The organism is Mesorhizobium wenxiniae (assembly GCF_002284535.1).
Classification (GTDB): Bacteria; Pseudomonadota; Alphaproteobacteria; order Rhizobiales; family Rhizobiaceae; genus Mesorhizobium; species Mesorhizobium wenxiniae.
Genome location: NZ_NPKH01000039.1, coordinates 44,112 through 59,107 on the forward strand (window position 1 = coordinate 44,112; position 14,996 = coordinate 59,107).

10 protein-coding genes are annotated in these 14,996 nt (G+C 62.2%); 5 read left to right on the forward strand and 5 right to left on the reverse strand.

Annotation, left to right across the window (positions count from 1 at the left end; genetic code table 11):
- Positions 1-314: 314 nt before the first annotated feature.
- From prfB to CIT31_RS30390, 3 genes are all read right to left on the reverse strand, one after another.
- A protein-coding gene (prfB, locus tag CIT31_RS30380; RefSeq protein ID WP_101918721.1) for a peptide chain release factor 2 occupies positions 315-1,446 on the reverse strand; the annotation gives its coding sequence in 2 pieces (ribosomal slippage) (positions 315-1,379 and positions 1,381-1,446; 1,131 coding nt in all).
- 140 nt (positions 1,447-1,586) lie between these two features.
- Entirely contained in the window at positions 1,587-4,043 is a 2,457-nt protein-coding gene (locus tag CIT31_RS30385; RefSeq protein WP_095521576.1) for a penicillin-binding protein 1A, read from the reverse strand.
- Positions 4,044-4,254: 211 nt separating this feature from the next.
- Positions 4,255-5,532 (reverse strand): N-acetylmuramoyl-L-alanine amidase, encoded by a 1,278-nt coding sequence (locus tag CIT31_RS30390; protein ID WP_095521577.1) that lies wholly within the window; start codon positions 5,530-5,532, stop codon positions 4,255-4,257.
- 671 nt (positions 5,533-6,203) lie between these two features.
- Here CIT31_RS30390 and CIT31_RS30395 point away from each other — a divergent pair.
- Entirely contained in the window at positions 6,204-9,170 is a 2,967-nt protein-coding gene (locus tag CIT31_RS30395; protein WP_029353825.1) for an Rne/Rng family ribonuclease, read from the forward strand.
- Positions 9,171-9,264: 94 nt separating this feature from the next.
- Here the strand turns inward: CIT31_RS30395 and CIT31_RS30400 are convergent, their stop codons facing one another.
- Together CIT31_RS30400 and CIT31_RS30405 are read right to left on the reverse strand one after the other, a co-directional pair.
- Positions 9,265-10,194, reverse strand: coding sequence for a glutaminase (locus CIT31_RS30400; protein WP_095521578.1), 930 nt, complete (start codon positions 10,192-10,194; stop codon positions 9,265-9,267).
- Between the two features lie 4 nt (positions 10,195-10,198).
- Entirely contained in the window at positions 10,199-11,347 is a 1,149-nt protein-coding gene (locus tag CIT31_RS30405) for a pyridoxal phosphate-dependent aminotransferase (protein ID WP_095521579.1), read from the reverse strand.
- A gap of 145 nt (positions 11,348-11,492) precedes the next feature.
- Between CIT31_RS30405 and CIT31_RS30410 the strand changes: the two genes are divergently transcribed.
- The 4 genes from CIT31_RS30410 (at position 11,493) to accB (ending at position 14,993) form a co-directional block, all read left to right on the forward strand.
- Positions 11,493-12,887: a M48 family metalloprotease gene (locus tag CIT31_RS30410; protein WP_095521580.1), complete on the forward strand. Its 1,395-nt coding sequence runs from the start codon at positions 11,493-11,495 to the stop codon at positions 12,885-12,887.
- 76 nt (positions 12,888-12,963) lie between these two features.
- Entirely contained in the window at positions 12,964-13,767 is an 804-nt protein-coding gene (locus CIT31_RS30415; protein ID WP_029353820.1) for a DsbA family protein, read from the forward strand.
- A gap of 306 nt (positions 13,768-14,073) precedes the next feature.
- Positions 14,074-14,508 (forward strand): type II 3-dehydroquinate dehydratase, encoded by a 435-nt coding sequence (gene aroQ, locus CIT31_RS30420; RefSeq protein ID WP_029353818.1) that lies wholly within the window; start codon positions 14,074-14,076, stop codon positions 14,506-14,508.
- A 26-nt stretch (positions 14,509-14,534) separates the two neighbouring features.
- The gene (gene accB / locus CIT31_RS30425; protein WP_029353815.1) at positions 14,535-14,993 is read left to right on the forward strand and encodes an acetyl-CoA carboxylase biotin carboxyl carrier protein; all 459 of its coding nucleotides are present in this window, start codon (positions 14,535-14,537) and stop codon (positions 14,991-14,993) included.
- Positions 14,994-14,996: the final 3 nt, after the last annotated feature.

Consider the following 14,996-nt stretch of genomic DNA (forward strand, 5'->3'; position numbering starts at 1 on the left):
TTAGATGCTGGGCTGATTCCTTTGTTGGCGCAAGAAATTGCTGTGCAAACCGAGCGCCGACATCTACAGCCGGAACCAGCCTGCCGCGGTTGACGAGAGTGACTTCATCAACCCCGGCAGATGGGATCGCAGAAAACGAGATTCAGCTCGCAGTGGTTCCGGGCTAGGCGCCGCCAGGCTTGCAACATCTAGCCCGAAGGAAGAAGTCGTTGTGGAAAATTGGATGAAAAAACAAACCCGTAAAGCGACCGCTCAATTAAAATGAGAGCCTGTTACTCTAGCGTGATGTTCCTGCTGCTTGGGGCGTAGGAGCTTCAGTCGATATCGGCCACCACTTCGCCGGCGCCGCCCTCGATACGCTGCGACAGCGACGCCTCCATGAAATCGTCGAGGTCGCCGTCCAGCACGCTCGACGGGCTTGTGCTCTCGATGCCTGTGCGAAGATCCTTCACCAGCTGATAGGGCTGCAGAACGTAGGAGCGGATCTGGTGGCCCCAGCCGATATCGCTCTTCGACGCTTCGGTGGCGTTCGCCACCGCCTCGCGCTTCTTCAGCTCTTCCTCGTAGAGCCGCGAGCGCAACATCTCCCAGGCCTTCGCCTTGTTCTTGTGCTGGGAGCGCTCGGCCTGGCAGGCGACCGCGATGCCGGTGGCGAGATGAGTGATGCGGACCGCCGAATCGGTGGTGTTGACGTGCTGACCGCCCGATCCGGACGAACGATAGGTGTCGATGCGGACGTCCGATTCGGAAACGTCGATCTCGATCGTATCGTCAATCACGGGATAGACCCAAACGCTGGCAAAGGACGTGTGGCGGCGCGCATTGCTGTCGTAGGGCGAAATACGCACGAGACGGTGAACGCCGGATTCCGTCTTCAGCCAACCATAGGCATTGTGGCCCTTGATCAGCAGTGTGGCGGACTTGATGCCGGCCTCTTCGCCGTCATGCACTTCGAGCACCTCGACCTTGAAGCGCCGTCGCTCGGCCCAACGCGTGTACATGCGCAGAAGCATCGAGGCCCAGTCCTGGCTTTCGGTGCCGCCGGCGCCGGCATGGACTTCGAGATAACTGTCGTTGGCATCCGCCTCGCCCGAAAGCAGCGTCTCGATCTGGCGGGCCTTTGCTTCGCCGCGCATCGAGCGGATCGCCGCTTCCGCCTCGGCGACGACGCTCTCGTCGCCCTCTTCCTCGCCAAGCTCGATCAGGCCGATATTGTCCTCCAGCGCCTGGGTGAGGCCTTTGACCGCGGCGATGCCTTCCTCGAGGCCCTGGCGCTCACGCATCAGCTTCTGCGCCTCCAGCGGTTCGTTCCAGAGACTGGAATCCTCGGCACGCACATTCAGGTATTCAAGCCGCTTTAAGGCTTGATCCCAGTCAAAGATGCCTCCTCAGCAGGGTTATCGCCTGCCTGATTTCGTCGACAATGTTCTGCGTTTCCGAGCGCATGGCTAGTCGTTTTGTCCTGTGCTGAAATGGGGCGCTGTTGCTTAAACAGAGCTGGGTTGGCGCGATACATAGGGACGGCACCGCCACCTGTAAAGCGAAATGGGCCGGCTTGAAAGCCGGCCCAGAACACCATGTCTATGTCAATATAGCCCGCCGCCGCCGGACTGGATGGCTTGGTTGGCCTGTGGCGACAGCGCGCCGCCGGAGGCGTTGGAGCCGTCCGCACCCATGCCGATCACCCAATAGCTGTCGGCGGGGCCGGTGCCCGGCTTGAAAGCTTCGATAAAGGCGCCAGGGTCGCCTGGGTTGGCAGCCATGCCGGTCTTGCGATTGATGGCGATCAGCTTCATGCCTTCGGGAACCTGGAAATCGACATTGGGCGTGCCGTCCAGCGCCACGCGCATGAAGTCCTTGAAGATCGGCGCGGCGAGGCCGCCGCCGGTCGCGCCCTTGCCAAGACCTTTCGGCTGATCGTAGCCCATATAGAGGCCAACAACGAGATTGGGCGTATAGCCGATGAACCAGGTATCCTTCTCGTCGTTTGTCGTTCCGGTCTTGCCGGCGATGTGGCGGCCGAGTTCGGCGACCGTGGCGCCGGTACCGCGCTCGACGACGCCCTCCATCATCGAGGTGATCTGATAGGCAGTCATCGGATCGAGCACCTGCTCGGAATTGTCGATCAGTTCCGGCTCAGGCTGGTTCTGCCATTCGGCGGCGTTGCAATTTTCGCAGCCGCGTTCGTCCTGCCTGTACACCGTCTTGCCGTAGCGATCCTGGATGCGGTCGATCAGCGTCGGCTTGATCGACTTGCCACCGTTGGCCATGATCGAATAAGCCGACACCATGCGCATCACGGTGGTCTCGCCCGAACCCAGCGCCATCGGCAGATATGGCGCCAGACGGTCATAGACGCCGAAGCGCTCGGCATATTCGGCGACCAGCTTCATGCCCATGTCGTTGGCCAGCCGCACAGTCATCAGATTGCGCGACCTCTCGATGCCGGACCGCAAGGTCGCCGGGCCAGCTGTCCTTCCATCGTAGTTCTTCGGCGTCCAGGTCGTGTTGCCGCTCTTGATGGTGATCGGGCCGTCCATGATCACCGAAGCCGGCGTATAGCCATTGTCGAGGGCGGCCGAATAGACGATCGGCTTGAACGACGAACCCGGCTGCCGCATGGCCTGCGTGGCACGGTTGAATTCGGATTGCGAGTAGGAGAACCCGCCGACCATGGCCAGAACACGGCCGGTATGCGGATCCATGGCGATCATGCCACCTTCCACCTCGGGGGCCTGGCGTAGAATATAGGCCCCGTCCGTACCCTCTTTCTTCTGCACGAAGATAACGTCGCCCGGCTTCAGCACGTCCGCCGGCGATTTGGCCTTGACGGTCTTGCCGTCGACCACATGGCGCATGGCGAAGCTCATGTCGTCGCGGCTGACGGTGCCTTCGATGCGATCCTTGACGAGTTCGCCCGAGATCTGCCGGGTCGGCCGAAGGCCGATGGACAGGCCGCTCTCCGAGCTGTCGAGCACGACGGCGAGCGACCATTCGGGCACGTCGTCCAGTCCCTTGACTTCGCTCAAAGGCACGCCCCAGTCGCCGGATACGCTGATGGTCTTCACCGGCCCGCGATAGCCGCGCAGCGTATCGAACTTCATCAGGCCGTTCTGCATGGCTTTGCGGGCGATGAGCTGCATCTTGGGATTGAGCGTCGTACGGACGGACAGGCCGCCCTCGTAAAGCGCATTCTCGCCGTAGCGCGCGCTGATCTGGCGACGCACCTCCTCAGTGAAGTATTCGCCGGCGAACAGATAGGTGCCGGAGCGGCGTGGCTTGACGCCGAGCGGCTCGGCCTTGGCCTTGGCGCCTTCCTCTTGCGTGACGTAGCCGTTGTCGACCATCTGGTCGATGACCCAATTGCGGCGCTCGATGGCGCGGTCGGCATATTTGAAGGGATGATAGTTGGAGGGACCCTTCGGCAAAGCCGCCAGATAGGCCGCCTCCGCCACGGTGAGTTCATTCACCGCCTTGTCGAAATAAGTGAGCGCTGCGCCGGCGACGCCATAAGCGCCGAGCCCGAAGAAAATCTCGTTAAGGTAGAGCTCGAGAATGCGGTCCTTCGAATAGGCCTGCTCGATGCGGAAGGCGAGGATCATCTCCTTGATCTTGCGCTCGTAGGTCTGATCCGAGGACAGCAGGAAGTTTTTCGCCACCTGCTGGGTGATCGTCGAGGCGCCGACCTGGCGCTTGCCTGAGCCGAAATTCTGCAGATTGACCATGACTGCGCGGCCAAGGCCGGTCATGTCGATGCCGGGGTGATTGTAGAAATTCTTGTCCTCGGCAGACAGGAAGGCCGCCTTGACACGGTCCGGCACCGCCTGGATCGGCAAATACAGGCGCCGCTCGCGCGCATATTCGGCCATCAGCGCACCGTCGGACGCATGGATGCGGGTCGTCACCGGCGGTTCATACTTGGCCAGCACCTCGTAGTCGGGCAGATCCTTCGACAAATGGCTGATATAGATCGCCACGCCCGCCGCGACCAAAAGGGCCAGCGCCGTGCCGATGCCGAAGAAATAGCCAATGAGACGAATCATGCCCGCTCCAGTCCTTGGTTCGGGAATTTCCTAAACGAAGCCGCCTTTCGCGCAAGCTTTCGAGACGATCCCGACCGGTAATCGAAACCCATGTCGCCACCATGTGGGCAAAATGCGGCAGCCTGGAATTTCGGCTTCGAATGGCCAAAATATAAGTGCAAAGTGTTGTCGTCGTGCAACGCTGCCTCTGGTTGTGGCGAGGGCCGGCGTCTCAGCCTCCGGTTCCGGCTCCGGCCTTGGTTGAAGCGAACAGGGCGATCGCATTGGTTATGCTCTGGGCCGCCTTGCCGCGCCAATCGGCGCTGAGCAGTTGCGCCTCGTCCTTGGCGTTCGACAGATAGCCGAGTTCGACCAGCACGGAGGGGACATCCGGCGCCTTCAACACTTTGAAGCTGGCCGAACGCTGCGGATTGTTAATGAGGCCGACACTGGTGGAAAGCTGGCCGACCAAAGTCTGGGCGAAACTCATCGAGAAACTATGCGTCTCGCGGCGAATCAGGTCGATCAGGATGTCGGTCACTTCCTTGTTGTCGTCCTTGATTTCCATGCCGGCGAATTGGTCGGAAAGGTTTTCACGGTCGGCGAGCGCCTGCGCTTCCGGGTCGGAAGCCTTGTCGGAGACCGTGTAGACGGTTGCGCCGCGAAGACCCTTGACCCTGATCGTGTCGGCGTGGATCGAAATGAGCAGATCGGCCTCGTGCTGGCGGGCTATGCGCACGCGGTCGTCCAGCCGCAGGAATTGATCTGTCTCGCGCGTCATGAACACGTCGTATTTGCCGACTGCGGCAAGTCTTTCCCGCAATTCGGTGGCGAAGGCGAGCGTGACGTTCTTCTCGACCGTGCCGTTCAGGCCCTCGGCGCCGCCGTCGATGCCGCCATGGCCTGGATCGATGACGACGGTGAAGCGATGGCCTGGATTGGAAACCGGGCCGGTGCCGACCCTGCCACCCTTGTCGGAGGAGACCGTCGAGCCGGTGGTCAGCGCCTGATTGGCAAGAGCGGCGTCGAACTCCCGCACGGACGCCGCCGACATGTCGATAGCGATGCGGTAGCCGCTGCTGTCATCGTTCTTGAGCACGTCGAGCCTGTCGACGGCGAACGGGCCCTTGCCGGTGAGAATCAGCCGCGACACCCCCTCGCCGAGATCGCCGTAGCGCACGCTCCTGACCAGGCCGCGCGCCTTCACATCCTTGGCATTGATGGCGAATTTCGTGCTTGGCAGGTCGACGACCAGACGGTGGGGGCCGCGCAGCAGAAACCATTTGACGTCGGGTTCGCGATCGAAATTCATGACGATGCGCATCTTGGTGGCGTCACCCGCCATTTTGTAGCTCGTCACCGCGAGCGGTGCGTCGGCAGCAAAGGAAACCGGCGAAAAGGCCAGGCAAGCGACAACCACCAACAGCAGACAAGCAGCGCGGAAGTAGGCAGCGTAGAAGAAAGTGCCTCCGGCGCGACCACTCCAGTGCGTGAAGACTGCCAGTCCCATCTCTTTCCAGTCGCTCCGGTTTGGCGCCAGGCGCCCAATCTTGTTTGTCGGAGTGTCGGCGTCTTGTCGAATGCCGGTTAGGCCGCGAACTCAATTAACGATTGGTATCCAGAGAAGGTTAACCAAGCCTTTTCATGCAAAGGTTAAGCTGTGCTTCCGTCGCGGAACTGCTTTTTGCCGGCATCGGAAATCGGGGTTGCCTTCCAACCCGCCAAATCATAAAAGCGATGGTGGATCACTGCAATCCTGGAACCGTCCTTCTCCGCAGCTTCCTGCTACAGCTCAGATGAACGACGACTCCTTTCGCTTCAGACGAAAAAGGTATCAGGTGATCGCGACGAATTTCGCAGGTGCGAGCCCGTGGCGGGGGAAGCGCCTGCGTGAGGAAAACGGCCGGGATTGTCCCGCGCCGGCTCTGTATGAGCAAACAAGCTGGTCCGGTTTTCCCGGGCTTTGGTTCAAAAAGGTTCTGCTGGTTACGATGGCTTCAAGCGCAATCATGGAAAGGTCCGCAGCAAACCGCGCCATTATGGCTGCGGGCGGCACCGCCATGGCGCTCAGGCAGCGGCCGGCGGACATTCAATTGCCCGGCACCCATGTTCATCCACACTCACAGCGGCGGGCGTTGCCCCGCAAGCTGCGGCTGACGGCTGCCGGGGGGAAACGAAATAATGCCCAACAAGATGCTGATAGACGCCTCCCACCCGGAGGAAACACGTGTTGTCGTCGTTCGCGGTAACCGTATTGAAGAATTCGACTTTGAATCCCAGGACAAGAAGCAGCTCAAAGGAAATATCTACCTCGCCCGCGTAACGCGCGTCGAACCCTCGCTTCAGGCAGCCTTTGTCGAATATGGCGGCAACCGTCACGGTTTCCTCGCCTTCAGTGAAATTCATCCCGACTACTACCAAATTCCGGTCGCCGACCGTCAGGCGCTGCTGCGCGCAGAAGCGCAGGAGGCTGAAGACGAGGACGATGAGGATGGCGAAGGCGACGACCGCCAGAGCCGCGATCGCGGCCGGCGTGGACGCCGGCGCGGCGGCAAGAGCCGCGATCGGGGCGAGCACAAGCGTGATGCAGGTGCGGCCGATTCTGACGATTCTGTCGAGTCCAATGACAGCGGTTCCAATGAGGGCGGCGAACACGGCGAGGATGCGGTCGCGGATAACGCCGATGCCGTTTCGGAAAATGTCGACACGCCGTCCGATACTTCGGAACATGGCGAGGATGTCGCCGGTCATACTGAGGCGAGTCATAATGAGACGAGCCATAACGAGACTGGGCCTTCCGAAGGCGGTCCAAATTCCCTCGCCGCCAGCATCGAAGCGGATGTGATTTCCGAAGCCGTGCCGCAGGCGGAGACGGCCGGCGAAGCCACGTCCACCGACAATGATCGCGGCATGCTGGAAGAGGTGCAGTCCTCGCATCCGGAGGACCATGAGGTCGAATCGGTCGGCGCCGAAGATGCGCTGGAAGAAGCGCGCAACCGCCGCAAGCCGGTGCGCCGCCAGTACAAGATCCAGGAGGTGATCAAGCGCCGCCAGATCCTCCTGGTGCAGGTCGTAAAAGAAGAGCGCGGCAACAAGGGCGCAGCGCTCACCACCTACCTGTCGCTTGCCGGCCGCTATTCGGTGCTGATGCCGAACACGGCGCGCGGCGGCGGCATCTCGCGCAAGATCACCAACGCACAGGACCGCAAGCGGCTGAAGGAGGTCGTCGCCGATCTCGAAGTGCCGCAGGGCATGGGCGTCATCCTGCGCACAGCCGGCGAAAGCCGTACCAAAGCCGAGATCAAGCGCGACTACGAATATCTGATGCGGCTTTGGGAAAACGTCCGCAATCTGACGCTGCAGTCCACGGCCCCTGCCCTGGTCTACGAAGAAGGCAGCCTGATCAAGCGCTCGGTGCGCGACCTCTACAACAAGGACATCGACGAGATCCTGGTCTCCGGCGAAGAGGGCTATCGCGAGGCCAAGGACTTCATGCGCATGCTGATGCCGAGCCACGCCAAGGTCGTGCAGCCGTTCCGCGACACGACGCCGATCTTCGTGCGCAATGGCATCGAGGCGCAGCTCGACCGCATGCTGCAGCCGCAGGTGACGCTGAAGAGCGGCGGCTACATCATCATCAACCAGACCGAGGCCCTGGTCGCCATCGACGTCAATTCGGGCCGCTCCACCAAGGAGCACTCGATCGAGGACACAGCGCTTCACACCAATCTGGAAGCGGCCGAGGAAGTCGCACGGCAGTTGAGGCTGCGCGATCTCGCCGGCCTGATCGTCATCGACTTCATCGACATGGAGGAGAACCGCAACAACCGCTCCGTCGAGAAGCGGCTGAAGGATCACCTCAAGAACGATCGCGCCCGCATCCAGGTCGGCCGCATCTCGCATTTCGGCCTGATGGAGATGTCGCGCCAGCGCATCCGTGCCAGCGTGCTGGAATCGACGATGAAGCCTTGCCCGCATTGCGGCGGTACCGGCCATGTGCGGTCCGATTCGTCTGTCGCGCTGATGGTTGTACGGGCGATCGAGGAATTCCTCCTCAAGGATTCGCGCAGCCACATAACGGTGCGGACGCCGGCGGCGACCGCGCTCTATGTGCTCAACCACAAGCGCGGCACGCTGGTGGAACTCGAAAGCCGCTTCGGCCTGACCATCACCGTCGAAGCCGACGACACGGTCGGCGCCCAGCACTATGCGATCTTCCGCGGCGCGCTGGCTGAAAAGCCTGAAGGCTTCGTCGAGGTGCGCACGTTGCCCGCCTATGTCGAGCCGGAAGAGCCCGCCGACGAAACCGTCATTGAGGAGGAGGAAGACGAGGCCGTTGCACCGGCGGAGCAACCGCGCCAAGCTCAGCAGCCGCAGCAGCCAAGGCCAAGCGAGGATGGCGAAGGCCGCGACCGCAAGCGCCGCAAGCGCCGCAGACGGCGCGGCGGCAAGGATCGCGACCGCGAGCATGGCGCCCCCGTAGAAGGCGCGTCCCTCTCGGCCACAGCCGATGGCGTCTCCGAAGCCTCAAGCGATGAAGGCGCTGAAGCAGACCTCGAGGACCAGGTCGGCGTCACCGAGGCGGTGGAAGCGTCGGATGACAGTCAAGAGCCTGATGAACGTCGGGGGTCGGATGAAGGTCAGGGCAAGAAGCGCCGGCGCGGCAAGCGCGGCGGCAAGCGCAATCGCCGTGAAGACGGCGAAGGCGAGGTCGATGCAGGCACTGCAGAATCGGCTGACGGCCCCGAAGGCGAAGTCTTGGAGGGCGTAACCGTCTCCAGCGAGCCGGTAGCAGCAATGCCGGTCGAAGAGCCTGTGGACCTTGCTCCGGCCAATGACGACATGCCGAGCGCCGAAAAGCCGAAGAAGCCGCGCCGCGCCGCCAAGCCGAAGAAGGCTGCGGCGGACGTCGTCGTCGAGACGCCGGTAGCCGAGCCGGAAACCTCTGCCGAGGCTCCCGCACCTGTTCCGGAGGAAACAGCCGTGGCGACCGTCGACGAAAAACCGACGGTCCGCCCATCGCGACGCAAGCCTGTACCGGTGGATGCGCCGGTTGAGCCGATCGTGTCTTCGACCGTTGCCGAAGAGGAAAAGACCGAGGAAAAGCCGAAGCGTGCCGGCTGGTGGCAGCGGAAAGGCTTCTTCTAAGCTTTTCGGTGGTTTAGCCTGATCTTTTGACCAAAGAATCCCGCGCTGTCTTGTCGACAGTGCGGGATTTTTCTTATCTGAAGCGCCACAAGCTTTATGGCGCGAAGACCGACCAGTTCATCATCTTCGCCAGCCTTTCCAGCGCAATCGACCCCAGTCTGGAATTGCCGTTGGCGTTCAGGCCGGGCGACCATACGGCGAGCGAGGCCACGCCCGGCACGATCGCCAGAATGCCGCCGCCGACGCCGCTCTTGCCGGGGATGCCGACGCGAAAGGCGAAATCACCGGAGCCGTCATAATGACCGCAGGTCAGCATCATCGCGCCGATGCGGCGGGCGCGCTCGGCTGACACCACGGAATGGCCGGTCGCCGGGTTCTTGCCGCCGTTGGCGAGGAAGCGACCGGCCAACGCCAGTTGCCGGCAGCTCATTGCGATGGCGCAATGGTGGAAATAGACGCCCAGCGCCAGATCCGGCGCGTGGTTGAGATTGCCGAAGGATTTCATGTAGTTGGCAAGCGCCAAATTCCGAAAACCGGTAGCGCGTTCCGAAGCCGCGACCTCGCGGTCGATGATAATGGTCTCGTCGTCGGCCAGGAACTGGATGAAGCGCAGGATCTCGCCGATCGCCTCGCGCGGCTGATGGCCGGCGAGCAGAATGTCGGAAATGACGATGGCGCCGGCATTGATGAACGGATTGCGCGGAATGCCGTTCTCATGCTCGAGCTGGACGATCGAGTTGAACGGGTTGCCCGAAGGCTCGCGCCCGACACGCTGCCACAGCGCGTCGCCGACATTGCCGAGCGCCAATGTCAGCGTGAACACCTTCGAAATGCTCTGGATCGAAAACGGCTCATCGGCGTCGCCCGCCATCAGCACGCGACCGTCCTTGGTCACGGCGGCAATGCCGAACTTCTTCGGATCGACTTTGCCGAGTTGCGGAACATAGGTCGCGACTTCGCCGCGATCCGTGCGCTCCGCCATTTCGGCGGCAATTTCAGTCAAAGCCTGTTCGAGTTCCGGCATGGCGCTACTTCAGCCAGCGTTCGAGGCGCATCATCGCCTCGACCATCTCATCATGGCTGCCGGCGTAGGAAAAGCGCATGGTTCGATGGCCTTGGTGCGGATCGAAATCGCGGCCGGGCGTCGCCGCCACATGCGCCTCGGCCAGCATCTTGCGCGCCAAGGCCATGCTGTCGTTGGTGTGCCTGGTGACATCGCAGAAGGCGTAGAACGCCCCGTCCATCGGTGCCGCCAGCGCAAAGCCGAGTTCGGGCAGGCGTTTCATCAAAAGCTCGCGATTCCACGCATAGCGCGCCTTCACCGCCTCCAATTCCCCGGTCGCCTTGAATGCCTCGATCGCGGCGATCTGGGACAGTTCCGGCGGTGAGATATAGAGACTCTGGGCGATCCGCTCGACCGGCCGCACCAATGGTTGCGGCAGCACCATCCAGCCGATCCGCCAACCGGTCATGCAGTAATATTTCGAGAAGGAATTGATCACCGTCACGTCCTCGCCGTAGGCAAGCGCCGTCGTGTCCGGCGCAGCGTAAGCCAGCCGGTGATAGATCTCGTCGGAGATCACGGCGATGCCGAGCTCTTGCGCCGTCGTCACCAGCGCCGACAGCTCGTCGGCGGGGATAACCGCGCCGGTCGGATTGGCCGGACTGGCGAACAACACGCCCTTCAGCTTCTTTTCGCGATGCGCGGCCTTCAGATGTTCGGCGTGGAGATAGGCATCACCGTTGAGCTCGATCTCGACGACCTCGATACCGAGCGCGGCCATGATGTTGCGATAGGCCGGATAGCCAGGCGCGGCGATGGCGACACGATCGCCTGGATCGAACATTGCCAGAAAGGCCAGGTTGAAGGCGGCGGACGATCCGGTGGTGACGGCGATCCGGCCGGGTGAAACGGCAAGCCCGTAGTGGTCAGGATAGTGCTGCGCGATCGCCTCGCGCAGGCCCGCAAGACCCAATGCATCGGTGTAGCCGATGCGCCCCATCTTCAATGCGTTTGTCGCCGCTTGCCTGACCCCGGTCGGCGCCGGGTCGGACGGCTGGCCAACAGCCATGGAAACAACCGGCACGCCCGTTGCCTTCAGCCGATTCGCTTCCGCCAGAATGTCCATGGCGTGGAACGGCTCAACGTCGCCGCGACGCGAAAGCGATACAACCATTTGACCTCATTCCTTGCCGGCTGCGGGCGCCGAGCTCTGGCGTCCGCGCCGCACAAATGCCCGATTGATGTGAGGATCACAAGTTCGGTAAAGTTTCAGTGCCGACTTTTCATCCTCCGCCCGCTCGTCTACCAGTGGACCTGCCATGTTGAGCCAACCCAAATCGACGATAGCCAGGGCAGCACGCGCCTTCGCGACGCTTTCGCTTGCCGCGACGGTCGCTGTGACCAGCACCGTCAGCGCCTTCGCGCAAAACGTGCCGGTGGTGCGCGATGCCGAGATCGAAGCACTGGTGCGCGATTATGCGCGGCCGATCTTCCGGGCCGCGGGCCTGCCGGAAGACGGCGTCGACATCGTGCTGGTCAACGACCAGAGTTTCAACGCTTTCGTTGCCGGATCCCGCATGTTCATCAACACCGGTGCCCTGATGTCGGCGGAGACGCCCAACGAGATCATCGGCGTCATCGCCCATGAAGCCGGCCACATTGCCGGCGGGCACCAGCAAAAATTGCGCAACCAGCTCGAACGCGCCAAGACGATGGCCATCATCGCGACGCTGCTTGGCGCAGGTGCCATCGTTGCCGGCGCCACCACCAAAAGCCGTGGCCTCGCCGGCGCCGGCATGGGGGTTGCAGCCGGCGGCGGCGAGATGGCGCAGCGCAGCATCCTCGCCTATCAGCGCACCGAAGAGATGACCGCCGACCGCTCGGCGATAACCTATCTCAACGCGACCGGCCAGTCCGGCCTGGGCATGCTGAAGACCTTCGGCCGCTTTCAAAGCGCGCTCTCGCTGTCAGGGGCGCAGGTCGACCCCTACCGGATCAGCCATCCGCTGCCGCGGGAGCGCATTGCCAATCTCGAAGTGCTGGTCAAGCAGAGCCCTTATGTCGAGAAGGTCGATCCGCCGGCACTGCAGCAGCGGCACGACATGATGCGCATCAAGATCGCCGCCTATATGGGGGGCAAGGCCGCCGCATCGCGGCTGATGCGCAAGAACCCGGACAGCCTCGCCTCGCAATATGGCGACGCGCAGACGAGCTATCTTTTCGGCGATCTGGCCGGGGCGCTCGCCAAGACCAACGCGCTGATCAAGGCACAGCCGAAAAACCCCTATTTCCAGGAATTGCGCGGCGACATCCTGATGAAGGCGAACAGACCGAAGGCTGCCGCCGAAGCCTATGCCAAGGCGGTCAGCCTCGATCCGGCACGATCCGGGTTGCTGTCGGTCTCCTACGGCCAGGCGCTGATGGCCATTGGCACGCCCGATTCCCTGGAGAAAGCGGTGGTGCAGATCAACAAGGGCCTCGGGCGCGACCGGGAAAACGCCGTCGGTTACCGCCATCTGGCGCAGGCCTATGGCGAACTCGGCAACATCCCGGCCGCGGATCTTGCAACCGCCGAAGGCCATTTCTATTCCGGCGCCTACAAGGATGCCAAGATCTTCGCAATGCGCGCGCAGATGAAAATGAAGCGCGGCGAGCCGGGCTGGATCCGCGCGCAGGACATCATAAACTACGCACCATCAGGCAAGAAAAAGTGAACCTTCCGGCCGTGCGCGGCGACATGTAGTGGACCAATCGGGTCGGGCCGGAAACCAGGCAAGAGGATTAGGGATGATGAACAAGGCAATTCTGCTGGGCACCACGGGAGTGGCGGTCGCTCTCGCCATGCTGGGTTTCGGGTTCGTGACCGGAAGTCCGCAGACGGCAAAGGCCGATGCCGTGCAGATCGCCCAGGCGGCGCCCGCCGACACCAAGATCGACCGGGCCGAAGTCGAAGGCATCATCCGCGACTATCTCCTGAAGAACCCGGAAGTGCTGCTGGAGGCTCAGGAAGCGCTCGAGGCCAAGCAGAAGGAGGCGCAGCGCGTCGCCAGTCTCGCCATCATCAAAAATGCCAAGGACCAGATCTTCAACTCGGCCTTCGACGGCGTCGTCGGCAATCCGAACGGCAAGGTCACCATCGTCGAGTTCTACGATTACAATTGCGGCTACTGCAAACGCGCCATGGAGGACATGCAGACGCTGACGACAGCCGATTCGGACCTGCGCTTCGTGCTCAAGGAGTTCCCGATCCTCGGCCCGGATTCGCAGAAGGCGAGCGTCGTCTCGATGGCCTTCCACCTGATGATGCCGGAGAAATACGGCGAGTTCCACAACGCGCTGCTCGGCGCCCAGGGACGCGCCACCGAAGCGGCGGCCATCAAGGTAGCGCTTTCGCTCGGCGCCGACGAAGCGACGCTGCGGGAGAAGATGAAGGACCCGTCGATCGCCGAGGCCCTCTCCGAGACCTATGACCTTGCCAACAAGCTGGCCATCACCGGAACGCCTTCCTATGTGGTCGGCAACGAGGTGGTGTTCGGGGCGCTCGGCCAGGAAGTGCTGGCGGAGAAGATCGAGGCGGCCAAGGCCGCACTCTGATCGCCCGCTGGCTTTCGGCGCAAGCCATTTTCCGCCTGTTGTGGACAGCGAAAGAACCCACTTGCGCTCTTTTCGCAGGCGTCTAAGCCCATTATAGAGGTCCGGCGCGCCGACTGATGCCGGCGCTGATGTGGTGGATTTGAAGTTCCTGCTACTTTGGTGGCATCAGCGTTCAGGAACTTCAAATCCACCACATCAGAAATGTATAAATTGCCAGTGTGGCTTTGAATCCGAAATTCGTTCAAAGCGCTGCTCCAAGGTACTGCGAATTTCGGATTCAAAATCACACTGGGAAAGGTCGGCATTTTGAAAACGGTTTTCGTCCTGAACGGTCCCAACCTTAACGCGCTCGGCAAACGCGAGCCGGGCATCTATGGCGGCAAGACGCTTGCCGCGATCGCCGACGATTGCAAGCTGGCAGGTGCGGCACTTGGGCTCGAGATCGATTTCCGTCAGTCGAATCATGAGGGCGACCTCGTCGACTGGATACAGGAAGCCGCCGACAAGGCTGTCGGCATCGTCATAAATCCGGGCGCCTACAGCCACACCTCGATCGCCATTCACGACGCCATCCGCTCCGTCGCGCCATTACCCGTCGCCGAAGTTCATCTTTCCAACATCCATGCGCGGGAATCATTCCGCCACGTCTCCATGGTCTCGCCGGTCGCCGTCGGCATGATCTGCGGGTTCGGGCCGCTCGGCTACACACTGGCGCTGCAGGCGCTGGCCGCACGCCTATGACCGGCCAACAAACAGAAGGCTCGAAAATGTCGATAAAGAAGAATGGTGTTGACCAGCAGCTTATCCGCGATCTGGCGGGCATACTGAACGACACCAACCTCACCGAGATCGAGGTCGAGCTGGGCGACTTGAAGGTGCGCGTGTCGCGACAGGCGCCGGCCGTGCATGCGGTCGCCGCACCGCAGCCCGCCTATGCGCCGCCGGCAGCGCAGCCGGCTGCCGCAGCCGCCCCGGCAGCGGCCGACGTGTCCAAGAATGCGGTGGCCTCCCCCATGGTCGGCACCGCCTACCTGGCGCCGTCGCCCGACGCCAAGGCGTTCATCGAGGTCGGCCAGCAGGTCAAGGAAGGCCAGACGCTGCTGATCATCGAGGCGATGAAGACAATGAACCAGATCCCCTCGCCTCGTGCCGGCACGGTGACGGCGATCCTGTTCGAGGATGCGCAGCCGGTCGAATATGGCATGCCGCTCGTCGTGATCGAGTAGAGC

What these genes read in the sequence shown, in the direction of transcription:
- CIT31_RS30385 (WP_095521576.1), bottom strand. Translation starts at nt 4,043, where the DNA reads ATGATTCGTCTCATTGGCTATTTCTTCGGCATCGGCACGGCGCTGGCC.
- CIT31_RS30390 (WP_095521577.1), bottom strand. Translation starts at nt 5,532, where the DNA reads ATGGGACTGGCAGTCTTCACGCACTGGAGTGGTCGCGCCGGAGGCACT.
- CIT31_RS30395 (WP_029353825.1), top strand. Translation starts at nt 6,204, where the DNA reads ATGCCCAACAAGATGCTGATAGACGCCTCCCACCCGGAGGAAACACGT.
- CIT31_RS30400 (WP_095521578.1), bottom strand. Translation starts at nt 10,194, where the DNA reads ATGCCGGAACTCGAACAGGCTTTGACTGAAATTGCCGCCGAAATGGCG.
- CIT31_RS30405 (WP_095521579.1), bottom strand. Translation starts at nt 11,347, where the DNA reads ATGGTTGTATCGCTTTCGCGTCGCGGCGACGTTGAGCCGTTCCACGCC.
- CIT31_RS30410 (WP_095521580.1), top strand. Translation starts at nt 11,493, where the DNA reads ATGTTGAGCCAACCCAAATCGACGATAGCCAGGGCAGCACGCGCCTTC.
- CIT31_RS30415 (WP_029353820.1), top strand. Translation starts at nt 12,964, where the DNA reads ATGAACAAGGCAATTCTGCTGGGCACCACGGGAGTGGCGGTCGCTCTC.
- accB (WP_029353815.1), top strand. Translation starts at nt 14,535, where the DNA reads ATGTCGATAAAGAAGAATGGTGTTGACCAGCAGCTTATCCGCGATCTG.